Annotated in this window: 23 protein-coding genes; 7 read left to right on the top strand and 16 right to left on the bottom strand. The window is 63.6% G+C overall.

Translation table 11 applies throughout. The features are described 5' to 3' along the window. Positions 1 to 13: 13 nt before the first annotated feature. The 3 genes from JYG36_RS13100 (at position 14) to JYG36_RS13090 (ending at position 3,841) form a co-directional block, all read left to right on the top strand. Positions 14 to 1,255 (top strand): NAD(P)/FAD-dependent oxidoreductase, encoded by a 1,242-nt coding sequence (locus JYG36_RS13100; RefSeq protein WP_213604312.1) that lies wholly within the window; start codon positions 14 to 16, stop codon positions 1,253 to 1,255. An 18-nt stretch (positions 1,256 to 1,273) separates the two neighbouring features. Beyond that, positions 1,274 to 2,062 carry an amino acid ABC transporter ATP-binding protein gene (locus JYG36_RS13095; protein WP_283817207.1) on the top strand — a complete coding sequence of 263 codons (789 nt, stop codon included), beginning with the start codon at positions 1,274 to 1,276 and terminating at the stop codon, positions 2,060 to 2,062. Positions 2,063 to 2,695: 633 nt separating this feature from the next. Then, complete coding sequence (locus tag JYG36_RS13090; RefSeq protein WP_213604310.1) at positions 2,696 to 3,841, top strand: acetyltransferase domain-containing protein; 1,146 nt, start codon at positions 2,696 to 2,698, stop codon at positions 3,839 to 3,841. Between the two features lie 40 nt (positions 3,842 to 3,881). Here JYG36_RS13090 and JYG36_RS13085 read toward each other — a convergent pair whose 3' ends face one another. Both JYG36_RS13085 and hpaR read right to left on the bottom strand, forming a co-directional pair. Continuing rightward, positions 3,882 to 4,175, bottom strand: coding sequence for a hypothetical protein (locus JYG36_RS13085; protein ID WP_010222003.1), 294 nt, complete (start codon positions 4,173 to 4,175; stop codon positions 3,882 to 3,884). A gap of 162 nt (positions 4,176 to 4,337) precedes the next feature. After that, positions 4,338 to 4,760: a homoprotocatechuate degradation operon regulator HpaR gene (hpaR, locus tag JYG36_RS13080; protein WP_045198230.1), complete on the bottom strand. Its 423-nt coding sequence runs from the start codon at positions 4,758 to 4,760 to the stop codon at positions 4,338 to 4,340. A 367-nt stretch (positions 4,761 to 5,127) separates the two neighbouring features. Here hpaR and JYG36_RS13075 point away from each other — a divergent pair, with 367 nt between their 5' ends. Continuing rightward, entirely contained in the window at positions 5,128 to 5,943 is an 816-nt protein-coding gene (locus tag JYG36_RS13075; protein ID WP_195884267.1) for a gamma-glutamyl-gamma-aminobutyrate hydrolase family protein, read from the top strand. An 84-nt stretch (positions 5,944 to 6,027) separates the two neighbouring features. Here JYG36_RS13075 and JYG36_RS13070 read toward each other — a convergent pair whose 3' ends face one another. Beyond that, positions 6,028 to 6,720 carry an MOSC domain-containing protein gene (locus JYG36_RS13070; protein ID WP_213604308.1) on the bottom strand — a complete coding sequence of 231 codons (693 nt, stop codon included), beginning with the start codon at positions 6,718 to 6,720 and terminating at the stop codon, positions 6,028 to 6,030. A 126-nt stretch (positions 6,721 to 6,846) separates the two neighbouring features. Here JYG36_RS13070 and JYG36_RS13065 point away from each other — a divergent pair, with 126 nt between their 5' ends. Continuing rightward, positions 6,847 to 7,233, top strand: coding sequence for a hypothetical protein (locus tag JYG36_RS13065; RefSeq protein ID WP_176794330.1), 387 nt, complete (start codon positions 6,847 to 6,849; stop codon positions 7,231 to 7,233). 4 nt (positions 7,234 to 7,237) lie between these two features. Here JYG36_RS13065 and JYG36_RS13060 read toward each other — a convergent pair whose 3' ends face one another. From JYG36_RS13060 to JYG36_RS13020, 9 genes are all read right to left on the bottom strand, one after another. Then, the gene (locus JYG36_RS13060) at positions 7,238 to 9,679 is read right to left on the bottom strand and encodes a TonB-dependent siderophore receptor (RefSeq protein WP_213604306.1); all 2,442 of its coding nucleotides are present in this window, start codon (positions 9,677 to 9,679) and stop codon (positions 7,238 to 7,240) included. A gap of 87 nt (positions 9,680 to 9,766) precedes the next feature. Continuing rightward, complete coding sequence (locus JYG36_RS13055) at positions 9,767 to 10,741, bottom strand: FecR family protein (protein ID WP_213604304.1); 975 nt, start codon at positions 10,739 to 10,741, stop codon at positions 9,767 to 9,769. Then, on the bottom strand, positions 10,738 to 11,244 hold the full coding sequence (locus JYG36_RS13050) for a sigma-70 family RNA polymerase sigma factor (RefSeq protein WP_123566874.1): 507 nt from the start codon (positions 11,242 to 11,244) through the stop codon (positions 10,738 to 10,740). The genes JYG36_RS13055 and JYG36_RS13050 overlap by 4 nt, the downstream gene beginning before the upstream one ends. Positions 11,245 to 11,348: 104 nt before the next feature. Beyond that, the gene (locus tag JYG36_RS13045; RefSeq protein ID WP_038994982.1) at positions 11,349 to 11,777 is read right to left on the bottom strand and encodes a MarR family winged helix-turn-helix transcriptional regulator; all 429 of its coding nucleotides are present in this window, start codon (positions 11,775 to 11,777) and stop codon (positions 11,349 to 11,351) included. After that, positions 11,770 to 12,774 carry a uroporphyrinogen decarboxylase gene (gene hemE, locus JYG36_RS13040; RefSeq protein WP_249744441.1) on the bottom strand — a complete coding sequence of 335 codons (1,005 nt, stop codon included), beginning with the start codon at positions 12,772 to 12,774 and terminating at the stop codon, positions 11,770 to 11,772. The genes JYG36_RS13045 and hemE overlap by 8 nt, the downstream gene beginning before the upstream one ends. 116 nt (positions 12,775 to 12,890) lie before the next feature. Further along, positions 12,891 to 13,574 (bottom strand): ribulose-phosphate 3-epimerase, encoded by a 684-nt coding sequence (gene rpe / locus JYG36_RS13035; protein ID WP_045198215.1) that lies wholly within the window; start codon positions 13,572 to 13,574, stop codon positions 12,891 to 12,893. Between the two features lie 12 nt (positions 13,575 to 13,586). After that, complete coding sequence (locus JYG36_RS13030; protein WP_213604303.1) at positions 13,587 to 14,513, bottom strand: alpha/beta fold hydrolase; 927 nt, start codon at positions 14,511 to 14,513, stop codon at positions 13,587 to 13,589. A 45-nt stretch (positions 14,514 to 14,558) separates the two neighbouring features. After that, complete coding sequence (locus tag JYG36_RS13025; protein ID WP_093382133.1) at positions 14,559 to 16,136, bottom strand: class I adenylate-forming enzyme family protein; 1,578 nt, start codon at positions 16,134 to 16,136, stop codon at positions 14,559 to 14,561. Then, a complete protein-coding gene (locus tag JYG36_RS13020; RefSeq protein ID WP_213604302.1) occupies positions 16,123 to 17,733 on the bottom strand; it encodes a phosphopantetheine-binding protein in 1,611 nt (536 codons plus the stop codon). Before JYG36_RS13020 ends, JYG36_RS13025 begins: the two co-directional genes overlap by 14 nt. A gap of 451 nt (positions 17,734 to 18,184) precedes the next feature. Between JYG36_RS13020 and ccoN the strand changes: the two genes are divergently transcribed. Then, positions 18,185 to 19,612: a cytochrome-c oxidase, cbb3-type subunit I gene (ccoN, locus tag JYG36_RS13015; protein ID WP_045198209.1), complete on the top strand. Its 1,428-nt coding sequence runs from the start codon at positions 18,185 to 18,187 to the stop codon at positions 19,610 to 19,612. Positions 19,613 to 19,623: 11 nt separating this feature from the next. Then, complete coding sequence (locus tag JYG36_RS13010) at positions 19,624 to 19,836, top strand: hypothetical protein (RefSeq protein WP_038994976.1); 213 nt, start codon at positions 19,624 to 19,626, stop codon at positions 19,834 to 19,836. A 12-nt stretch (positions 19,837 to 19,848) separates the two neighbouring features. On the opposite strand, the gene cysC is transcribed toward JYG36_RS13010, so the two are convergent. The 4 genes from cysC to JYG36_RS12990 form a co-directional block, all read right to left on the bottom strand. Continuing rightward, positions 19,849 to 20,460, bottom strand: a complete 612-nt coding sequence (cysC, locus tag JYG36_RS13005) for an adenylyl-sulfate kinase (RefSeq protein ID WP_045198205.1) — start codon at positions 20,458 to 20,460, stop codon at positions 19,849 to 19,851. 67 nt (positions 20,461 to 20,527) lie between these two features. After that, entirely contained in the window at positions 20,528 to 21,325 is a 798-nt protein-coding gene (locus tag JYG36_RS13000; RefSeq protein WP_045198203.1) for an SDR family NAD(P)-dependent oxidoreductase, read from the bottom strand. Positions 21,326 to 21,330: 5 nt separating this feature from the next. Next, the gene (locus JYG36_RS12995) at positions 21,331 to 22,689 is read right to left on the bottom strand and encodes a DUF1254 domain-containing protein (RefSeq protein WP_176794251.1); all 1,359 of its coding nucleotides are present in this window, start codon (positions 22,687 to 22,689) and stop codon (positions 21,331 to 21,333) included. Positions 22,690 to 22,760: 71 nt separating this feature from the next. Next, positions 22,761 to 23,924, bottom strand: coding sequence for a sulfotransferase family protein (locus JYG36_RS12990; RefSeq protein WP_093382123.1), 1,164 nt, complete (start codon positions 23,922 to 23,924; stop codon positions 22,761 to 22,763). Positions 23,925 to 23,957: the final 33 nt, after the last annotated feature.

The following is a 23,957-nucleotide window of genomic DNA, read 5'->3' as shown; positions in this document are numbered from 1 at the left end:
GAGGACCGCTCCAATGCATTGTCAAACCATCGTTCTGGGCGCCGGCATCGTCGGCGTGTCCACGGCCCTGCACCTGCAGGCACGCGGGCGCAAGGTGATCCTGATCGACCGTGAAGAGCCGGGCAGCGGCACCAGCCATGGCAACGCCGGGCTGATCGAGCGCTCCAGCGTCATCCCCTATGCCTTCCCCCACGAGCTGTCGAGCCTGTTGCGCTATGGCCTGAACCGCCAACCCGACGTGCGCTACAGCTTCACCCACCTGCCCAGGATCGCCCCATGGCTGTTCAAGTACTGGAAGAACTCCTCGCCCGCCGGCCTTGCCGTGGCCACCCAGGCCATGCTGCCGCTGGTGCAGCGCTGTGTCGAGGAACACGACGCGCTGATCGATGCCGCAGGCCTCGGCGAGCTGGTCAGGGCCAGCGGCTGGATCGAGGTGTACCGCAATGAAGAGGCCTACCGCAAAGCCGTGGCCGACGCCCATGCCCTGAAAGCCTATGGCTTGAAGTACGAAATTCTCGACCGCCAGCAACTGCACGCGCGCGAAGTGGACCTCAGCGACAAGGTGGTCGGCGGTATTCACTGGCTCGACCCCAAGACCGTCAGCAACCCCGGCGGCCTGACCCGCGGCTATGCGGCGCTGTTCGTCCAGCGTGGCGGCCAGTTCATCCACGGCGATGCCCGCACCCTGCGCCAGATCGGCAGCGACTGGCAGGTCGACAGCCGCCAGGGGCCGATCAGCGCGCCGGAAGTGGTGATCGCCCTCGGTCCGCAGTCGGCCGAGCTGTTCAAGCCGCTGGGTTATCGCATTCCGCTGGAAATCAAGCGCGGCTACCACATGCACTATCGTGCCCGTGACGGCGCCGAGCTCAAGCATTCGATCTGCGATGCCCAGGGCGGTTACGTGCTGGCGCCGATGGCCATGGGCATCCGCCTGACCACCGGCATCGAGTTCGCCGCCAGCAGCGATGCCGCCAACCAGATCCAGTTGCAGCGCTGCGAAGCGTTGGCGCGCAAGGTCTTCCCGCTGGGCGAGCGGATCGATGCCGAACCCTGGCTGGGCCGCCGCCCGTGCCTGCCGGACATGCGCCCGGTGATCGGCCCGGCCGCGCGCCACAAGGGCCTGTGGTTCAACTTCGGCCATGCCCACCACGGCCTGACCCTGGGCCCGGTGACCGGCCGCCTGCTGGCGCAAATGATCACCGGCGAAACACCCTTTACCGACCCTGCGCCGTACCGCGCGGACCGCTTCAACTGATCGCGGGAGAATAACAACATGACCGCTTCACTGAGCCTTGCTACCCCAACCCCTGCCCTTGCCGCCGACCCGCGCAAGGTCGTGGTGACCATCGAGGGCCTGAACAAGCACTACGGCGCCTTCCATGTGCTGCGCGACATCAACCTGCAGGTGCGTGAAGGCGAGCGTATCGTCTTGTGCGGCCCTTCCGGTTCGGGCAAATCGACGTTGATCCGCTGCATCAACCGCCTGGAAATCGCCGAACAGGGCAACATCCGCGTCAACGACACCGATCTTGCCCTGACCACCCGCCAGGCCGCCGAGGTGCGCAGCGAAATCGGCATGGTGTTCCAGCATTTCAACCTGTTCCCGCACATGAGCGTGCTCGACAACTGCACCCTGGCGCCGATGAGCGTGCGCGGCCTGTCGCGCAAGGAGGCCGAAGACCGCGCGCGCTTTTACCTGAACAAGGTCGGGATCGAAAGCCAGGCCGGCAAATACCCCAGCCAGTTGTCTGGCGGCCAGCAACAACGGGTGGCGATCGCCCGGGCGCTGTGCATGAAGCCGAAGATCATGCTGTTCGACGAGCCGACCTCGGCGCTGGACCCGGAGATGGTCGCCGAAGTGCTGGATGTGCTGGTGAAACTGGCCGATACCGGCATGACCATGCTCTGCGTTACCCATGAAATGGGCTTCGCCCGCCAGGTGGCCGAGCGGGTGCTGTTTCTCGATGGCGGGCAGATCATTGAAGACGCAGCGCCCGAGACGTTCTTCAACAGCCCGCAGAGTGCGCGGGCCAAGGGCTTTCTGGCGCAGATACTGCACTAACCTGGGATTACGAGCGCTGCGCGCTCGATCGCGGGTCAAGCCCGCTCCTACAACGAACCTGTGGGAGCAACTGTCTTAAGCAGCTTGCAAGTATTGGGGCAGCCCGGCTGTGTTTGAGCTGATCCATTTGATGATGAGGCGCTGCCGGCGCCTTCCGCCCTTACGGCGGGTCACTTTTGCTTGGCGGCAAAAGTAACCAAAAACGCCCTGTCCCTTCATCGGCCCTGCGCTGCGCTCCGGGTTCCCTCCTTCCACCCTTGCTCCCGTGGGGGCGCGCCGAAGGGCCGTCCCTGGCCCTGCGGCGCTCGCCGGCCATCCATGGCCGTCGCCCCACTACGCAAGGGTTCCACTCGGCCTTCTGCAAGGGACGATAGGTAGCGCCTGCGATTACGTACATCTAGAAGCAAAGCGCTTCTTTGCTTTCGCTTCTCGTGCATCGCCGGTCCATTCGCCGACAAGGCGCAAAGGTGAAGTGTGAGCAGCATCGCCAATGGATCAGCTCGCGCCTCTAAAGGCCTACGCTACCTGTAGGAGCGGCGGTGCGACGCCTCGACTTGTCCCGCGATGAGGCCAGCGCAACAATACTAGTTATGTTATAACGCACCACCTCATCCTTCCGGCGCTACCTCACCCATGCCACCCGCCACCCAACGCCTGCTTTGCATCGACGCCCTGCGCGGCCTGGTCATTGTCTTCATGCTCCTTGACCATGTACGCGAAACCTTCTTTCTGCACCGCCAGGTCAGCGACCCGATGGATGTCGCCAGCACCGACCCCTGGCTGTTCCTCAGCCGTACCCTCGCCCACCTGTGTGCGCCGGTGTTTGTCCTGCTCACTGGCCTGTCAGCTTACCTGTATGGCGAAAAGCACCAGGGCAAGGCTGCGGTCTCGGCCTTCCTGTTCAAGCGTGGCCTGGTCCTGGTGCTGCTGGAGTTCACCCTGGTCAGCCTGGCCTGGACCCTGGAACTGCCGCCCAAGGTGATCTACCTGCAGGTGATCTGGGCCATTGGCTTGAGCATGATCGCCCTGGCCGGCCTGGTGTGGCTGCCGCGCCCGCTGCTGGTGGTAATCGGCGTGCTGATCGTCGCCGGGCACAACCTGCTCGACCCGCTGCACTTCGCTGCGGGCTCGGCGCTGCATGTCCCTTGGGCGATCCTGCATGACCGTGGCTGGTTCGAGGTAGCCGACAACTTGCGCCTGCGTACCTCGTACCCGTTGCTGCCATGGATCGGCGTAATTGCCCTGGGCTATGCCATGGGCCCCTGGTTTGCCCAAGGTGCGGATGCGCAGGCACGTCAGCGCACGTTGCTGCTGACCGGCCTCGGTGCCCTCGCCGGCTTCCTGCTGCTGCGCTTGCTCAACGGTTACGGCGAAGCCCGGTGGCAAGTCGGCGAAACCACGTTGCGCACGCTGATGAGCTTTTTCAACATCACCAAATACCCGCCATCGCTGCTGTTCCTGGCCCTGACCCTGGGCGTCGGCCTGTTGCTGCTGCGCAGGTTCGAGCACCTGCAAGGCAGCCACGCGATCCGGGTGCTGAGCGTATTCGGTGCCGCGCCGATGTTCTTCTACCTGCTGCACCTGTATGTACTGAAGGTGCTGTACCTGATCGCCCTCGCCTGCTTTGGCCTGAACCAGGGCAGCTACTTTGGTTTCGACGGGGTCTGGTCGGTATGGCTGACGGCGATGGTCTTGAGCGTTGCGCTCTATCCGCCGGTGCGCTGGTTCGCCGCCCTCAAGGCCCGGCGCCGCGATATCGGTTGGCTGAAGTACTTCTGAACAGGACCGCCCCTGCAATCAGGGGCAGGCCTGGCAAGGCTTACTGCGGATGCATTTTTGATTTGATCAGGCCGGCGATGAAGGTGAGCACCGCGCCCCCTGCACCGCCGCCGACAATACTGCTGATCAGTGCCGGCAGGTCCAGCGAACCGCCCGCTGCCACCGCCGCACCGGGTTCACCGGTAAAGGCTGCGAGTATCTGCCCGACAATCACCCCACCCACTCCACCGAAGATCGAGTTGAGTAACGGGCCCATGCTTTGTTTACTCATACCGGCTGCGTTGCCGCCCACCACACCGGCAACAATCTGAATAATCAGACTGACAATATCCATGATCCAACCCCTTTGTAGCGTTATCAATTGACGACTCGCGTCCTGCTACTTCAGAAAGTCACGACCACGGGAACTGAGACTGCCGCGCTCCGGTCAACGACGGCACACTGTTGCGGATAGGCACAGTATAGGTAGCCAGCGGCCAGTGCGCCAAAACGGCGCTCAGGGCTTGATGTTCTTCAGGCAGTTGAGCAGGCCCAGCAGCTCGTGCAGTTTGTCTTCGCCGAACTGCTCAAGGATGCGCTGGTAGTTGTGTTCCATGTCTTCGCTCATGTCGACGAAGCATTGCTGGCCCTGTTCGGTCAGGCCGACAAACACCCGGCGCTGGTCCTGGGTCGACTTCTTGCGTCGCACCAGGCCGTCACGCTCCAGGCGCGCCAGCACGCCGGTCATGCTCGGCTTGAGGATGCAGGCCTGCTCGGCCAGTTGGTGGCTTTCCAGTTCGCCTTGCTGGCGCAGGATGCGGATCACCCGCCACTGTTGTTCGGTCAGGCCATGGGCGTTGAGCGAGGGGCGGAAGAAGGCCATGGCGGCTTCGCGGGCTTGCAACAGGGTCAGGGTCAGGGACGGTCTTGGAGTGGGCATGGTTCAGGCTGGTAGTCATCGGTGACAGCCAGCTTAAGAGAAACCGCGCGATGCAGCAAAGCCGCGCAGGCGCTGGTTCGGCCATACACCGGACGCTTGTTAAATATAATGAACTGGCCGCAACAGGCGCCTTACCGGTTATCGGGGGCTGCAGACCGATAATTGCATCCAGGCAATCTCAAGCTTCGCCCGTGCAATCTGAAGTCGTTTGACATATTAAACGGCTCTGGCAAGCTATATGACAGGTTTCGACCGGATACAGCCCCTTGCTTGGCGTACCGGCAGTGCTCGAAACCTCAGGCAGCGCAAAGGTTCCAGCTGCGCGCCTGCACAATAATGACAGGCTGCGCCTGTCCCAAGGTGACATATGCCCAACAGCAACATTGGCAATAAGAATCAAACCCTTCGCAAACCCGTCGTGCTGATGACCATGGGCTCCCAGGAGCGCAAAGGCCACGACTATCAGGTAATGACCCACAAATACATCGTCCCGCTGGTAGAACACGCCGGCTGCGTACCGGTGCTGGTGCCGACCTGCTGCGGTACTGACGACCTCGAAGCCTACCTGGACATGGCCGACGGTGTTTACCTGACCGGCGCCGGCAGCAACATCGACCCGGCCCTGTACGGCCAGGAGAACGAAACCCCGGGCAAGGCCCAGGACCGCGACCGCGACCTGTTCGACCTGCCGCTGGTGCAACTGGCTATCGCCCGTGGCCTGCCGATCTTCGGCATCTGCCGTGGCATGCAGGAAATCAACGTGGCGCTGGGTGGTGACATCTACCAGAAGGTCTACACCGAGCCAGGCTTCAACGACCACCGGGAAAACCCGGACGATCCGGTCGATGTCCAGTACAGCGCGGTTCACAGCGTCAAACTGGAGCAAGGCAGCTGGCTGCAAAAGTTGCTGCAGAGCGATGAAATCCGCGTCAACTCGCTGCACGGCCAGGGCCTGAAAAACCTCGGCGAAGGCATCGAACCCCTGGCCCGTGCCGAAGACGGCCTGGTCGAAGCCATCCACGCCCCGAGCCTGTCGCCGTTCCTCTTCGCAGTGCAATGGCACCCGGAATGGCAAGCGGCGAAAAACCCCGACTCGGTGAAGATGTTCCAGGCCTTCGGCGAAGCCTGCCGCAAGCAGGCTGCCAAGGGTCAGGTGGTGAAGAAGCTGGGTACGGCTGCCTGATTGCAATCGCGGGTCAAGCCCGCTCCCACACGAGTTTACACACGCTGTGGGAGCGGGCTTGACCCGCGACAGGCTACCTGCCAATCACCCAGGCCCCTGCAAACGCGGCGCCCAGTCCTCGACTTCGGCCTTTTCCAAACGTCGTGACAGGGTCCGGCGCCAGGAAGCCGCCAACGGCAGTTCCAGGCACTGGCGAATCACCTCGAGGTCGACCTGCCTGTCGAACAGCACCGACGACAAGCGCGCTACCGACCACTGCGGATGCGGCCGTGCGATCAGCTCGATGTTCATGCCGGCAGCCAATATGCCTTCTTCCAGCACCCGGTAGTACCAGCCGGTACGGCCGCTTTGCTGGACCCGCAACGACATGTCTTTTACCCCGAAGCGGTCATTGAGTTTCCAGCACGGCATGCGCCCCTGGGAAATCTCCAGCAGCGCGCTGCCAGCGCGAAAGCGATCGCCCAGGCATACGGTCTGCTCGGTCCAGCCGCAGGTGCTTAAGTTTTCGCCGAAGGCGCCCGGAGCCTGCAGCAGCGGATGCTCGCCCAGCTCTGCAACCCAGGCGGCATAGTGTTCGCGGGGGTAATGGTGGATGGCCTTTTCGACCCCGCCATGCACACGTAAGTCGCCCTGCTCATCGCCAACCAGGCCCAGTTCGGTGACCGCGACCTCGCCGTCACGCGGCATCTTGGCGATGGCACTGGATGAGCCCGGACGGGTGAAAGGCACGGCGCGCCCGGTCAATACGCTTTGCAGTTGCAGTTGTTGCGCCAGCATGGGCGACTCGCTCCTGGTGAAGTTCGGCGAAGTGTAAGGGTATCACTGAGCGCCGCCCGCACCAGTGCTCAATAGCTATCTGCCAGGCATGGGCAAAAGTCCTCGAGCCTCGCTATGCTGCAAGGCATGAACGCCACCCTGCCCACCCGCACCCCCTGCCCGCCCGGCGCTTGCGACTGCGGCCGCGAGACGCTGCAGGACCCGCGCATCCTGCTGCTGACGCGCCAGGAAGAAAGGCGCCTGCTCGAACGCCTGGAAAACCTGCAGAGCCTGGACGACCTGGAGCACATGCAGCGGCGCTTGTATGAGCAGTTGGGGATTCGGCTGCAGATCACCCCGAGCTTCAACGAGGTGCGGACCATGCGCGGTATCAGCATCCAGATCGAAGACCTGCCGGGCTTGTGCCGCAAGACCCGGCAGAACATTCCGGCGGCGATTCGCCGGGCACTGGAGAAGCAGCCGGAGATTGCCTACCGGCTGCTGGATGCCCATGACTTGTTGCGCGATACCTGAAGGCTTACCAGTTGTAGGTCAGGTCGGTGGTGATGGTCCGCCCTTCGCCGTAGTAGCAGTCCACGTCACTGGTGCAGCGGCTGACGTAGGTCTTGTCTTCGAGGTTCTGCAGGTTCATCTGCACCTTCACGCCCTTCAGGCGCAGCGGCGATTGCTGCAGGTCGTAGGAGAGCATGGCGTCGTACACGGTGTAGGACGGGATGCTGAAATGCCCGTCGGCAAAATCGGTACCGTCGCTACCGCGCACATAACGCGCGCCCAGGCCCATGCCGAGGCCGGCGACCTTCGTGTCGCCGGTGAAGTGGTAATCCAGCCACAGCGCTGCGGTCATCGGCGGTGTGCCGGACGGATGACGGCCTTCGCGGCCGTCGTTGTCCTTGGTGTAGACCACGTCGTTGCGCGACACCGAGGCGATCAGGCCGAGGTTGTCGCTGAGGCTGGCCTTGCCTTCGAGTTCGACACCGCGTGAACGCAGCTCGCCGACCTGGCTGTTGAAGCCGGGGTTGCTGACATCGGCGGTGAGGATGTTCTGCTGCTTGATCTCGTACACCGAGAGCTGGATGAAGCTGTCCTGGCCAGGCGGCTGGTACTTGATACCGGCCTCGACCTGCTTGCCGGTGGACGGCTCGAACGCTTTGCCGGCGTAGTCGGCGCCGGCCAGCGGCAGGAATGATTCGGAGTAGCTGAGGTAAGGCGTGACGCCATTGTCGAAGGCGAAGCCCAGGCCGGCGCGGCCGGTGAATTTCTCGTCCTTGACAGTGGTATGGGTGCCAGCGAGCGGCTCCTTGTTATCGGCCTCGGCCCAGTCATAGCGACCACCGAGGGTCAGGAACCAGTTATCCCATTTGAGCTGATCCTGCACGTACAGGCCGGTCTGGTTGATGGTGCGGTCCCATTTGAACGGCTGGCCGAAGTTCATCGGCTTGCCATACACCGGGTTGTAGAGGTCGATGATCGGTGGATTGCGGTCGTACAGGCCGAGGAATCGGGAGTTGGAGTGGTAGTAATCGACACCGATCAACAGGGTGTGGGCGAGGTCGAAGGTATTGAACTTGGCCTGGGCCATGTTATCGATGCCGAACACCTTGTTGCGCTGGGCCCAGTCGACGCCAAAGCGGGTCATGGCGCTCTGGTCGTCGGCGCCGGTGACCGGGTTGGGCACGAAAGCGTAGCCGTGCAATGGCGCCCGAAACTTGTCATCGACGTAGGCGTAGCGGGTGTTCTGCTTGAGGGTCCAGACATCGTCCAGCTCATGGCTGACTTCGTAGCCGAAGGTGTACTGCTCGCGATCATAGGCGTTGACCCCCGGTTCACCGATGAAGCGGCTGCGCTTGATCCGCCCGTTGGCGCTGGCGAACACCGTGCCCACCGCCGGCAAGCCCTGGGCTTCGGGTACGCCGTTGTCGCGCTGGTAATGGCCGTAGACGGTCAGGCGGGTCTGCTCGTTGGGGCTCCAGGTCAGGCTCGGGGCGATCATGTAGCGCTGCTGTTCGACGTAGTCGATTTCGCCGTTCTTATCCAGGCCCATGCCGGTGACCCGGTACTGGTACTCGCCCTGGTCATCCACCGGGCCGGCGAAGTCGAAGGCGCCATAGCGGCGGTCCTGGCTACCGCCACCGATCTTGACCTCATGCAGCGGCGTCGCGGTCGGGCGCTTGGAGACCATGTTGACCAGCCCGCCTGGCTGGTTCTGGCCGTAGAGCACCGAGGCCGGGCCCTTCATCACCTCGATGCGCTCCAGCGCGTAGGGGTCGATCTGCAGGGCGCCACCGGTACTGCCACCGCCATACGGCAGGTGCAGGCCGTCCAGGTACAGCGGCGTCGGGCTGAAGCCGCGGGAGGTCGGTTCGTCGAAAATCCCCACCCGGTCGGAGAAGCCGCCACCGGTAATGCCCGGGGTGTAGCGCAGGGCCTGGGTAACGGTCTGCGAACCCAGCGCCGAGATTTCATCCTGGGTGATGACGTTGATGGTCTGCGGCACTTCCAGCACCGAGGTGTCGGTTTTGGTCGCGGTACCGGTGCGTTTGGCCACATAGCCCTGCACCGGGCCCCAGGCGTCTTCACTGGCGTTGGAGACGATCTGGGTCAGGCCCAGCTCCAGCGCCCCGCTGTGCTCGGCCGGCACCAGGCTCCAGGTGCCGCCGGCGGTGATATTGAGGTTGAGGCCGCTGCCATTGAGGGCCTGGCTGGCCGCTTGCTCGGGCGTGAACTGGCCGCTGACCGCCGCCGAGCGCTTGCCTTGCAGCAGCGCCGGCTTGACCGACAGCACCCGCCCAGACTGACGGGCGATGCGGCTCAGGGCTTCGCCCAGGTCGCCGGCCGGGATATCGAAGCGCTGGCTGGCGCTGACGCTGCTGTCGGTTTGCGCCACGGCGTACAACGGCGCGCCGCTGCCCAGGGCGATGGCAAGGGCCAGCAGGCTGGGACGGATCATGGAGTCGGGCATGGAGGTGTTGGCTCGTTCAAAGTTGTTGTCGATAACGAGGACACGCCACGCAACAAACCCCCTCAAGGAAATCGCAATTATTTTTATTCAGATCACATCGATGCGGGTCAGCCAGCCACCGAAACTGTCGACCCGGATCGGCAAGGTCTCGGCCAGGGAGCGCAGGGTGCGTTCGCTGTCATCCAGCGGAAAGCTGCCATAGACCCGCACCTGCGCGGCCTGCGGGCTGATGCGCAGCAGCCCGGCGCGGTACGGGCGCAAGGCTTCGATCAGCTCGCCCAGGGGTTCGTCGCGCACATCCACGCGGCCCTCGGTCCAGCTCGCCCGGGTACGCAGCGACGCGGCCAGCGGCTGGCTGGCGTGGCCATCGAAACGAAAGGCCTGGCCCTCCTCCACACGCAAGGCCGGTGCACTGCCGCTTCTGAGCAGCACGCTGTGCTGCTGCACCGAGACCACGCTCTGTTGTTGTTCCTGGCGCACGCTGAAGCGCGTGCCCAGGGCCTGCACCTGGCCTTCGCGGGTGGCGACGACAAAGGGCCGGCCCGGCTCTGCAGCAACCTCGGCTTGCAGCTCGCCGTCGCGCAGCAGCACCAGCCGCTGCCCGGCGCTGAAGCGCACATCCACCGCGCTGCGCGCATTCAGGCGCAGCCGCGAACCATCGGCCAGGGTGAAGGTGCGCCGCTCGCCGGTGCCGGTGCGCAGGTCGGCGAGCAGGTCGCCCAGTGGCGTCATGCGATTGCCGAGCGCGCCGGCGCCCAAACCCAGCAACAGCATCGCCAGGCCGCCGCCCAGGGCCTTGCGCCGCGACGGCGACGGCAAGGCGCGCAGGCTGCGGCTGGCCATGGCCAACTGGCCGGGGCTACGCTGCTCGGCCTGCTGCAGGTCGGCCAGGGGTTCGTCGAGCAAGGCGTTGACCCGCTGCCAGGCGGCCTGATGGCCGGGCGATTGCTTGAGCCAGGTGTTGAAGGCCAGCAGCAAAGGGCTGCCGGCCGGGGCATTCTCCAGCTTGAGCAGCCAGTCCACCGCTTCGTGGGTAGCGCGGTCCAGTGGTGTGCTGCTCATTCTGGCCTGGCGCTCAGGCAATGCAGGAAGGCCCGGCGCAGGTCACGCTCGACCGTGGCCAGCGACACCCCCAGGTGCTCGGCGATGGCCGGCTGGCTCAGGCCTTCGAGACGATGCAGGATGAACCCATGGCGCACCCGCGTCGGCAGGCCGTCAAGCAGGCGATCGATTTCAGCCAGGGCTTCACGCACCAGCAGCACGTCTTCAGCCGAAGGCATGCACTGCTCGGGCAGGCTCGCCAGCTCGTCGAGGTAGGCCTGCTCCAGCGCCCGGCGGCGGAACAGATTGCTCAGCAGGCGGCGGGCGACAGTGGCGAGAAACGCCCGCGGCTGGTCAAGGGCGGGCAAGGCGCTGCTGGTCATGGCCCGCACAAAGGTGTCCTGGGCCAGGTCCGCGGCATCGTCCGGGCAGTTCAGCCGCCGGTACAGCCAGGCACGCAGCCAGCGGTGATGGTCACTGTAGAGGTGGGCGACGATAGCCTTGGAGTCGACAGAGCTCGGCACGAGAGTGATCACACATTAATGGTAATTACTCTCATTATCATGATGCTGGAGTGATTGCACAATCCCCTTTCGCGGGGCAAGCGGACTTGCCCCGCGCGGCGGGCTCAGCGCAAACGCGCCCTGATCCGGTGGCAAACATCCAGCACCTGCTCCACCTCACCCTCGCCCAGGTCGATCTTGCAGGCCATGTTGCTGAACACCTGCGCCGCCTCGGCCTTGAGCTCACGGCCCTTGTCGGTCAGCAACAGGTTGCGCCGGCGACGGTCGTTGGGGTCGAGGTACACGGTGATGAAGCCGTTGTCGGCCAGGCGTTTGACGATCGGCGTCAGGGTGCCAAGGTCGAACAGGGTCAGCTCGCTCAGGGCGCTGATCGAGACATCGTCCTGGCCCCACAGGCCGGCCATCACCAGCAGTTGCGGGTAGGTTACGCCGCGCTTTTTCAGCGGCTCGGCGTAGTCGCGAACCATGGCGTTGGCCGTCGAGTACAGCGAGAAGCACAGCATCCGGTCGAAGTCGAAGGTCGGGTCAAGCATAGGCACCTCCGCGCACACGGCTCAGTTCATGCACGGCATTGACCAGCGTGGCCACCGCCTCGGGCGAGGTCGCCGGGGAAATCCCGTGGCCCAGGTTGAACACATGGCCAAAGCCCGCAGCGGGCGGCCCGAAGGCCTGCAGGGTACGCTGCACTTCATGGCGGATACAGGCCTCATCACCCAGCAACACGCTGGGGTCGAGGTTGCCCTGCAGGGCAACACTGTTACCCACCAGTTGCCTGGCCATGCCCAGGTCGCAGGTCCAGTCCAGGCTCAGGGCATCGGCGCCGCTGTCGGCCATCTCCGCCAGCCACGGGCTGCCGCCCTTGGTGTAGATGATCGACGGCACCCGCTGGCCGTGGTGGGTCTTGTGCAGGCGCGCCAGCACCTCGCGCATGTAGAACAGCGAAAACCGCTGGTAGGCGCCGTCGGCCAGCACCCCGCCCCAGGTGTCGAAGATCATCAGCGCCTGGGCACCGGATTCGATCTGCGCATTGAGGCTGGCCGCCACCGCCTGGCTGGTGACCTGGAGAATGCGCTGGAGCAGCTCCGGGCGGCGGTAGAGCATCTTCTTGATCAGCTGGAAATCGCCCGGCGGGCCGCCTTCGACCATGTAGCAGGCCAGGGTCCAGGGGCTGCCGGCAAAGCCGAGCAGTGCCACCTTGGGGTCAAGCTCGCGGCGGCTCTGGGCCACCGCCTGGTACAGGTAGTCCAGCGCTTCGGGCTCTGGCACGCGCAGGCGCTTGATGGCCTGCTCGTCACGCAGCGGATGGCGAAAGCGCGGGCCTTCGCCATGGCCGAAATACAGGCCCAGGCCCATGGCATCGGGCACGCTGAGGATGTCGGAAAAGACGATGGCTGCATCCAGGTTGAAACGCCGCAAGGGTTGCAAGGTGGCTTCGGTGGCGTAGTCCGGGGTTTTCACCAGGCTCAGGAACGACCCGGCCCGGCCCCGCAGCTCGCGGTACTCGGGCAGGTAGCGCCCGGCCTGGCGCATCAGCCAGACCGGCGTATGCGTTGTCGGCTGACGCAGCAAGGCCTTGATTAGGGTTGTAGTGTGCAAGGACAGGTAACTCGTACTGGATTCGCGAGAATCGTTGGAAAGACCGCCTATCAGTGGCGGTTGGGCAAAGCGTGGGCAATCTCGCGGCGCAAGGCCTCGATGCTGGCGCGGTAATCGCCCTGGGCGAAAATCGCCGTGCCGGCCACGAACATGTCGGCGCCGGCGGCGGCCACCTGGCCGATGGTGTCAAGGTTGACGCCGCCGTCCACCTCCAGACGGATCGCCCGGCCACTGTCGTCGATAAGCTTGCGCGCTGCGGCAATCTTGGGCAATACCGCAGGGATGAACTTCTGTCCGCCAAAGCCCGGGTTGACCGACATCAGCAGGATCAGGTCGAGCTTGTCGAGCACGTATTGCGCGGCGTCCAGGCCGCTGGCCGGGTTGAACACCAGGCCCGCCTTGCAGCCCAGGTCCTTGATCAGTTGCAGCGAGCGGTCCAGGTGCAGGGTCGCCTCGGGGTGAATCGAGATGTAGTCGGCGCCGGCTTCGGCAAAGGCCTGGATCATCGCATCCACCGGCGTCACCATCAGGTGCACGTCAATCGGCGCGGTGATCCCGTGGCTGCGCAGGGCCTTGCAGAACTGCGGGCCCATGGTCAGGTTGGGCACATAGTGGTTATCCATCACATCAATATGGATGACATCGGCACCGGCGGCCAGTACCTGCTCGGCTTCAGCGCCGAGGCGGGCGAAATCGGCCGCCAGAATCGACGGTGCAATCCAGAACTCTTTCACGGGTGTACTCCATTACTCATTGACTAATCGTTGCCGCGGCCCGGGTTCACGCTGAAGCAGCGCGGCGTTGATCTGCGCGATCAAGGCCGTGCCGGGTTCCTCCAGGTGAAAATGATGGCCGCCCTCATGCCAGTGCACCTGGGTGGCCCAGGGCAAGGCGTTTTTTCTTTTATCGAACTGGGCACCGGCAAACAGCCCCTGGCGCCCGAGCAGCAGGTGCAGCGGGCAGCTGATCTGGCGCAAAAAGTCGCAGGCCTGGCGCTCGGTCAGTTGCATAGGCTCAGGCAGCACCAGGCGTGGGTCGTGGCGCCAGCGGTAACCGTCGCCGACACTGAGCAGGTCGCGCATGGCCAGCAGCCGCGCGCCCTCGGCGCACAGGGTGCCGTCGATGCTGTTGCGCCGCTCGCCGATGGCCGCTTCAAGGCTGCCAAACTGTGCCGATTGCGGCGCTGAAAACCCATGCAAGCGGGTACGCAAGGCCAGGCGCAGCAGGCGCTGGGATTTTTTCAGGTGCTCGACGGTGTCTTCTTCGGCAATGGTAAAGGGCGCGCCCATGCCGTCGATGAACACCATGCTGTCGATCGACTTGTTCATCGCCGCCAGAATCGATGCAACCCCGGTGCCCATGGAGTGCCCCAGGACCGAAAAACGCTTCCAGCCCAGGCACTCGATCAGGGCGTTCATGTCGTCGGCGTGTTCCCACAGGTAATAGCCGCTGTCACCCCGACGGTGCTCGGAGCGGCCGTGACCGGCCAGGTCCGGGGCGACCACGAAGCAGTCCTCGAGCAGCGGCGCGATCCGTTCGAACGACGCTGCGTTGTCCAGCCAGCCATGCACGGCGAGCACCGGATGGCCGCGCTCATTGCCCCAGATGCGCAAGGCGAAATGGTTGCCGTTGACGTCCAGCGATTGCTCGCGACCTCTGTTGCCCAGACTCATATCCGCACATCCTGTATGCCTGAATCACCGATAAAAAAGCGCCACTCAACCGGCCACGGCCAGTTGCGCATGGCGCGCTGTCTGTTGCAGTTGCTGCAAGTCGAACTTGCCATTGGCGGTGCGCGGCAGGTTGCCCTCGATGCTGATCGACAGCGGCACCTTGTGCGCTTCAAGGCCATGGCGGCAACGTTCGAGCAAGTGCTCGGCACTCAGGCTGACACCTTGGCCCAAGGTGACGAACGCCCATAGCCCCTCGCCGACCGAGGCATGTTCGATACCGACCACCGCCGCCGCTTCGACACCGTCGATGGCATACAGAAAGCTCTCGACCTCGCTGGGGCTGACCTTCATGCCGCGCGACTTGATCATGTGGTCCATGCGCCCCTGGAAGTACAGGTAGCCATCCTGGTCGAGGCTGCAATAGTCGCCGGTGTACAGCACGCTTTCCCCCGGGTACGGCCCCGGCTTGAGTTTTTGCGCGGTGGCCTGGGGGTTGCGCCAATAGCCGGCCATCACCGTGGCGCCGCGAATCACCAGCTGGCCGACCTGATGCGGCGTGTCGATGCGCCGGCCCTCATCGTCCACCAGCCACAGCTCGGTGTTGGGGATGGCGATGCCGACACTGCCCGGCTTGTCGTCGATGTCCTCGGGCGGCAGGTAGGTGCAGCGCTTGCACTCGGTCAGGCCGTACATCGAGAAGATCAGCGCCTGGGGGAACAGGCCCTTCATCTGCGCAATATGGTTGGCCTTCAAGGCCGCGCCGGTGTTGGTGACCATGCGCACCTGCGGGAAGGTCGCCTCGCGCTTGTGCGCATACTCGTGCAGGAGCATGAGCATGGTCGGCACGAACGGGATCACCGTGACCTGGTACTGGCGGATCTTCTTGATCAGGAAGATCGGCCAGGTGAACTCCTTCTCCAGCACCAGCGTGGCCCCGGCGCTCAGGGCCATGATCATCTGGTACAGGCCGTAGTCGAACGACAGCGGTAGCGAGCACAGCACATTGTCGCTGGCCTGGTAGCCCAGGTAGGTGTGCAACGAGTTGAGCGCCGCGAGCATATTGCGGTGGGTGAGCATCACGCCCTTGGGCGCGCCGGTGGAGCCGGAGGTGTAGATGATCGCCGCCAGGTCCAGGTCAAGGTTGCCGCACGGCAGCGGAATGCCGGCGCCCTGCCCCAGCAGGCTTTCAAGCGTGTGGGTATCGGCTGCGTCGGCTTCGCCGTCGAGCAACACAATGGCCTTGAGGTAGCTCAGCCCGGCGGTGCCGGGCGCCAGGCTGGCGAATTTCTCCGAGGTGGTGATCAGCACCGAGGCCTCGGCATCGCGAATGATGTAGTCGAGGCTGTCGGCCGGGGTTTCCAGGCCGACGTTGACCATCACCCCGCCGGCCCGCAGCACGCCCCAGAAGGCACAAACGGTTTCGACCCGGTTGCCCAGGCACACCACCACGCGTTCCTGGCGCAGCAGGCCATTGACCTGCAGGCCGGCGGCCAGGCGCCCGCTGGCTTCATCGAGCTGGGCGTAGGTGTAGGTTTCATCGGCGTAGATGATCGCCGCTTTGTCCGGGTGCAGGCCGTTGGGGGTTTCCAGCACCTGCTGCAGGAGGACGTCAGACGCCTTCATGCTGCACCTCGGTACGCGACCGGCGCGCGACCGCCGGTTGACGATGAGCGTCGATGTAGCCCGCCAGGGTCGCCACGGTGTTGAAGTGGCCCGGGGCGATGGTGTCGGGATTGACGAAGAAGCCTTCGATGTCGTCTTCGAGGTTGACCAGCAGCTCCATCGAGGTCAGCGAGTCCAGGCCGAGGTCGTCGCGCAGGTGCGAGTCGGCGCTGATCACGGTGTTTTCCGGCAGCTTCAGCACCACCCGCAGGATCTCGCCAAGCTGGCGCTGGGTCGCGGCCTGGGCGATCGGCGTCGGCTCGCCAGGTGCCGGTGCCGGTGCCGGTGCGGCGCCGAGCATGGCCGACAGTGGTACGTCGGCATGGCTGTCGCGGATGTCCAGGGCGGTTTGCCGGGCGCGGGCGAGGAACAGCTGGCCGTTGCTGACGATCACCTCGGCCGGGTGGCCATGGCTGTGGAACAGGGTGGGCGATGCGGACGGGCCATAGGCGCCGGAAGCGGTGACAGCGAGGATGTCGCCCTCGTGCAGGGTTTCGATCTGCAGGTCGCGGGCCAGCAGGTCGTCGGGACTACAGAGCGGCCCGGAGATATGGTATTCGCGCAGCGGTGCGCCGGTGCTGCCGGTGGCATGGACGATACGAAAGTTGCGCTTGAGCACCTGGCCGCTGCCGGCGGCGGCGCCATGGCAGTTGGTACCGCCATCGGTGACGGCAAAGGTCTTGCCGTGGTTTTCCTTGATGTTGTCGACCGTCACCAGCAAGGCGCCGCACTTGCCGGCGATAAAGCGCCCGGACTCGACGATGATGCGGGTCTGCGGGAACTGCTGGTTGAAGGCTTCGAACAGCGGCGCCAGCAGTTGCTTGAGCTGGCGGGTGTCGAGTTCGTTCTCGTTCTCGTAGTACTTGATGCCCAGGCCGCCACCGACATCGACCATGCTCATGTCCAGGTTGTAGCGCCGGGTCAGGCTGCGGAACAGGCCGAGGATGTACTTGGCGTTGTCGTACACCGATTGCGCATCGAGGATCTTGGTGCCGTTGTAAACGTGAATGCCCTTGATCTTCAGGTTGGGCAACGCTGCGTAGTCACCGAAATTGGCCACCGCGGTGTCTTCTTCGATACCGAAGTGGGTCGGCCGCCCGCCCATCTTCCACGGCGAGCCGGAGGCGGAGAAATTCGGGTTGATGCGGATCGCCACCGGCGCCACGCAGTTCAGCTCGCCGGCCAGGACCGAGAGCTTGCGCAGCTCGGTCTCGGACTCGACGACGATGGCGAACACCCCGACCTCCAGGGCGCGCCGGTGTTCTTCAGGCTTTTTATAGGGCCCGAGGAAAATGATGTCCTGGGGGTCGACCCCGGCCTTGAGGGCAATTTCCAGCTCGCCCAGCGAGCAGACTTCGGTGTTACCGCCGTAGGAGCGGATCAGTTTTACCAGGGACAGGTTCGGGTTGACCTTCAACGCATAGAAGATGTCCACACAGTCCGGCAATGCATCGCGCAACTCGTTGAAACTGTTGCGCAGCACGGCTTCATCGTAGAGGTAGGTCGGTGTCCCGAACGTTGCTTTTGCCTGGACGACCAGTTCCTTGGAAAGCTTCATCTGTTGCTCCCTTCGTTCTTATAGTGTGCCGCCGCTGCGCGCGTACCCCGTCCCGGCTCGAAAGCACCGTTACAGGGGCGAATAGCGGGATGGCGTCAAGGTTGGTTGCGCACCACTGCCGGACGTGTGCTGGCGTCCGGCATAAAACTTTGCGCGCAAAGTTTGTGAAATTCTGCGGCCGCATTTGCGGTGATGTCAAGATAATTCCACGGGGTTTTGGCTGCGACACAGCGACACGCATTTACCGGCACGATCAATGCAGAACAGCAGTAATTCACTACAGCTTGCCCATAACAGGTGCCGTATTGGCCAATGAATACGGGGGTTTGATCTGATCCGGTGTTAACGCAGGTTTCTGAGTCTGTTTTGTATGTCGGCAGCTTCCTAGAGTCTGCGCCTGTGCCCCTGCCCCACGGCAGGGCGAGCCATACAGGAACTGTGGAAACTAGCCATGAGCACACATCAACAGGCGCAGGCCTATAACTACAAGGTGGTCCGGCAATTCGTCATCATGACGGTGGTCTGGGGTATCGTCGGCATGGCCATGGGCGTCTGGATCGCCTCGCAACTGGTCTGGCCGGAACTTAACCTCGACTTGCCCTGGACCTCGTTCGGCCGCCTGCGCCCCTTGCACACCAGCCTGGTCATTTTCGGCTTTGCCGGTAGCGCGCAATTTGCCGCCAGTTACTACGCCGTGCAGCGCACCTGCCAGGTGCGGCTGTTCAGCGACAAACTCGCCGCCTTCACCTTCTGGGGCTGGCAGGCGACCATCGTGATCATGCTGGTAAGCCTGCCCCTGGGCCTGACCACCACCAAGGAATACGCCGAGATCGAATTCACCGGCGCGGTGTGGATGGCCATCGTCTGGGTCGCCTACGGCATCGTCTTCTTCGCCACCCTGATGCGCCGCAAGGCCAAGCACATCTACGTCGGCAACTGGTTCTTCGGCGCCTTCATCGTGGTCATCGCCATGCTTCACGTGGTCAACCACCTGTCGATCCCGGTCAGCTGGTTCAAGTCGTACCCGGTGTACGCCGGGGCCACCGACGCCATGGTCCAGTGGTGGTACGGCCACAACGCCGTGGGCTTCTTCCTGACCACCGGCTTTCTCGGCATGATGTATTACTTCGTGCCCAAGCAGGTCGGTCGCCCGGTGTACAGCTATCGCCTGTCGATCGTGCACTTCTGGGCGCTGATCACCCTGTACATCTGGGCCGGCCCACACCACTTGCACTACACCGCCCTGCCCGACTGGGCGCAATCGCTGGGCATGGCCATGTCGCTGATCCTCCTGGCACCCAGCTGGGGCGGCATGATCAACGGCATGATGACCCTCTCCGGCGCCTGGCATAAGCTGCGCAGCGACCCGATCCTGCGCTTTCTGGTGCTGTCGCTGGCGTTCTACGGCATGTCGACCTTCGAAGGCCCGATGATGGCGATCAAGACCGTCAACGCCCTCTCGCACTACACCGACTGGACCATCGGCCACGTTCACGCCGGCGCCCTGGGCTGGGTGGCGATGATTACCTTCGGCTCGCTATACCACATGATCCCGAAAGTGTTCGGCCGCGAGCAGATGTACAGCGTCGGCCTGATCAACCTGCACTTCTGGCTGGCCACCATCGGCACCGTGCTGTACATCGCCTCGATGTGGGTCAACGGCATTGCCCAGGGCCTGATGTGGCGCGCCACCAACGACGACGGCACCCTCACCTACTCGTTCGTCGAGGCGCTGGTGGCCAGCCACCCGGGCTTTATCGTGCGCTTTGTCGGCGGCGTGTGCTTCTTGAGCGGCATGCTGCTGATGGCTTACAACACCTGGCGCACCGTGCGTGTGGCCGATGAAAAACTGGCGCTGAACAACGCCAGCCTGGCCTAGGAGGCCCGACCATGGATGACTGGCTGTATGCACTGTATTGCCTGAGCGGCGTACTGTTCTTCTACCTGGTCACCAGCGCCTGCCTGCAGCGTCACAGCGGCGAAGTGGACGATCAGGCCAGCCTGATACCCTTCGCCGATGACCCGGCGGTGGCCCGCCGGGTCGAGGCCGCCACCGGCAAGCCGGTGCCGGCAGTGGCGCCGGATGCGGCCCTCAAGGCCTGAACCGCGCCGGGCTCAGAAGGCGCCCAGGTAGCCCTGCCCGCGCAGCACTGCCACCAGCTGCGCGACGCAGGCGTCGACATCCTGGCTTTCGGTGTCCAGCAGCAGCTCCGGCTGCTGCGGCGCCTCATAGGGTGAGTCGATCCCGGTGAAGTTCTTGATCTGCCCGGCCCGGGCCTTCTTGTACAAGCCCTTCACATCGCGCTGCTCGCAAGTGGCCACACTGGCCTTGACGTAGACCTCGACAAACTCGTCGCCCTTGACCAGCTCGCGCACCAGCTGGCGATCGGCGCAAAACGGCGAGATGAACGAGCACAGCACAATCACCCCGGCATCGACAAACAAGCGCGAGACCTCACCCACGCGGCGGATGTTCTCGATGCGGTCGGCTTCGCTGAAGCCCAGGTCCTTGTTCAGCCCGTGGCGGACGTTGTCGCCATCGAGCAAGTAGGTATGGAAGCCCTGGTCGATCAAAAACTGATCCAGTGCATTGGCGATGGTCGACTTGCCTGCCCCGCTCAACCCAGTGAGCCAGATAATGCACGGCTTTTGCCGCTTGAGCCTGGCCCGTGCCTGCTTCTCGACCGCTTGTGGATGCCAGACGATATTGGTTCCGACTTTTCCCATGTCCATCGACCTCATGCAATAACGGTTGAAGTTCCACTTCACGCTGTGTCATCGGCTGCCCGGCGGTTCAAACCGGCGGGAACGGCAGCACCCGGTCGATGACATAGGTAGACAGTTTTTGCGGTAACAACTTCTGCACTAGGATCAGCAGCTTCACGTCACTGGACAGGTTGATGCGAAACTGGCGCCTGAAGCAGCCCTTGAGAATCGCCGCGGCCGCCTGGCCTGCGGGCATCGGCTTGCCACGGCCCATCTTGGCCTTGATCCAGGCCGGCATATGCTCAAGCTCACCGGCGTACATCGGCGTGTCCAGGTCGCCCAGGCAGGCCAGGTGCACGTGCACCTGGCGCGGTAACAGCTCGCGGCGGATGGCATCGGCAAAGTTGTTCAGGCCGCCCTTGGAGGCGGCGTACAACGAATAACCGGCCGCGCCCACCAGACCAAAGCCCGATGAGATGAACAGCACATGGGCGCCGCGGCGCAGCAAGGGGATGCCCAGGTAGGTGGACGACACCGCGCCGAGCAGGTTGATCTTCAGGTTGCGGTTGACCTCCTGCAGGCTCTTGTAATCGCCCAGCAGGTCGATGGTGGCAATCGCCGCGTTGACGATCAGAAAGTCGATGGCCTCAAAGCGCCGGCTGATCGTGGCAAAGGTGCTGCACATGGCCTGTTCGTCGGCAACATCACAGACGAAGGTGTGCACGTTGATCCGGCTGTTCAGCGCCTCAAGGCTGGCCTTGGCCGCCTGCAGCCGGCCCTCGTCGCGGGCCAGCAGCAGCACGTCATAGCCTTTTCTGGCCAGTTGCCCGGCCAGCTCCAGGCCCAGGCCGGATGAGCCGCCGGTAATCAATGCGATCTTGTTCATCGGCTTCACTGCCCCTGTATGCGGACGATCGGCGCCACCCGGTACTGGCCCGAGAGCAAGGCTGGCCCCGGGTTGTAGCAGCGCAGGTTGAGGTTGAAGTAGCCGCTGTGCGAAGGCAGCCAGTTCCCCGCGAACGGCGGCGCAACCGGCGCCTTGCCAATGAACACCGAGGTCGAGCCATCGGCATTGGCCTGCAACTGGTGATACAGCGAATTGACCGTGTACTTGTCCTGCGGGTTGTCGGTCAGGCGGCCCTGGTCGTCGTAGTAGCTGATCGACCAGAAGGCTTCAACCGGCGGCAACTGCCCGGCTTCAAAGCGGATTTCATACTGGTTGTCGCCATGCAGCAGGTTGCCTTCGCAATCCGTCCAGGCCATGAAGTACAGGCTTTCTTCCGCTACGTTGGCCCAGATGCCGTGCAACGACACCAGCGCCCGCAGGATGTAGTCATGGCCGTAGTTACCGATCGCCCCCGGCAACTTCCAGCCGTTGTTCAGCTCGCCGCGCTCGAACACCTTGCCTTGCAGGATCGCCGTGGCTTGCACCACCGCGCGCGCCAGGCCTTCGCGCACTGCAGGTGCCAGGCTCTGGTGGGCGAAGCCGTTTTCAACGCTGATACCGACGTCGGCCATCAGCCCGAGCAACATGCCTTCGCTGGCGCTGGGCGGGACGAACTTGAGCACCGCGCCCAGCTCTTCGAAGAACGCCAGCTCCGCCGGGCAACTGGAATCGCCCGCGCGCAGCGGCGCACAAGACCCCGGGGTAACCTGCGCGAGGTCAAAGCCCGGGTGGTCGGCGCCATGCAGCGGTGTCAGGCGCAGGCCGTCCTGCAGGGCGTTAACCGCGCTCAGGTCTTCATGATCGCCTGCGGCAATGCGCCCGACCACATACAGAAAGTCGCTGTCGCTGTAGATCACCGTGGCCTGCGCCGGCACCCGATGCTGATCGCGACGGTTGGCAATCACCACGCTGGGCAGTTGTCGGCCATAGGTGCGGGTGCCGAGGTTGGCCAGGGTCTCCATGTACGGATCGAGCACCTGCAGGCCATACCAGCGCTCCTGGAAATCTGGCGCCGTGAGTACCAGCGGGCCCTGGTGTAAATCCAGTACCGCGGTTGAATAGAGAAAATCGGTGGCCGAGTTGACGAACTTGCTCGACGCCCGGGTCGACAGGCTACGCATATGCTGGAAGGCGTTGATCGCCTGCCCCTGCGCTTGCGCGCCGTGGCCGACCACCTTGCCCAGGCGATACTTCCAGCACTCGACGATCGGCAGCCCCCAGACCACCAGTTGCACACCGACACTGAACGCCCAGTCCTGCTGACCCTGGGCAACCGTTTGGTGGATATCTTCAGCCATGCTCATGAACACACTTCCTGCGCTATAGAGGGGTGAGCCTGTGGCCCACGCGGACATTGACGGGTGAACCAGGGCACTCAGTAGTTCATGTCGCAGGACCAGTCGCGGCTGTTATCGACGACGATGTCGGGCGGCAGGCTGTATTTCATTTTTTCCAGGGCAAAGCCCCAGTTGGCCTCGATGGCCCGGGCCTGCTGCTCGCTGTAGGTGTATTTGTTCTTCTTGTAGCCGGCGATCGATGCCAGGTAGGCCTCGATGTCCTTGAGTACGGCAGGCTCGAGCGGCAGGTCGAGGGTCTGGTAGATGCGCTTGACTTCGTTGAGCGGGTCTTCGTCGAAGTCCTCGTAACTCACCTCGACCAGGTTGCCCGGCGGCACCAGGTCGCGCGCATCCCAATAGGCATTCATGATCTTCCCGTACAGGCTGTAGCAGAGCTCGGAAAAGTCCTCGTTGGTGAACTCTTGCAAGGCCATTTCCTCGGCTTCCTTGACGAAGTCATGCAGCGCCGAGACATAGATGTTGTAGGGGTTGCGCGAAATATGAATGAACTTGGCATTGGGATAGAGCTTGAGCAGCGTCGGAATCCGTGCGGTGTTGTAGGGGTTCTTCAGCACCAGGCGCTTGCCGTTGGCCAGGAACGAGGCCTTCTTGATCACCTGCTGGTAGACCTTTTCCCAGTTCGCCACCTCGTCGGGGCTGGTCTGGAACAGCACGTACTTGTCGAAACTTTCGCGGATGGTGCGCGGAAAGTGGTTGCAGTGGTGCGAGGTGGTCATCAGGCACGACAGGCTGAATTCTTCTTCCTGGGGCAGGTCGACGCCGATCTTCATGTTGTCCATCATCCGCTGCGCCGGCAGCAGGCTGGCAACCATGCGTTTGAGCAGCTTGTGGCGGCTGAGGATCACCGCGCAGGTAGGGAAAATTGCCTGCAGGGTGGTCAGGTAGCCCAGGCGCTTGTCCTGGCTGATGACGTTGTGCAAATGGGTGGTGCCGCTGCGCCAGTGGCCGAGGATGAAGATCGGGTCTTCCTGCAGGCGGCTGCGCTCGATGGCCTTGTTGAACCGCAGGGTTTCCACCAGGCGCAGCGGCAAGGTCAGCGCCGTGCCGCACAGTGTCAGGGTGAAGGTCGCCAGCTTGTCGCGGCTGACGCCGCCATGCTTGATGACATTGCGGATCAGGTTGCTGGCACTGCCGCCGATGTACGGATGCACCGACAGCTTGCCTTGTTTCTTATCGCTCATGATGACTCCCTTGTTTTTATAGTTATGCGCAGA

The organism is Pseudomonas sp. SORT22 (genome assembly GCF_018417635.1).
GTDB lineage: Bacteria > Pseudomonadota > Gammaproteobacteria > Pseudomonadales > Pseudomonadaceae > Aquipseudomonas.
This window is presented reverse-complemented; position numbering and strand designations above follow the sequence as displayed.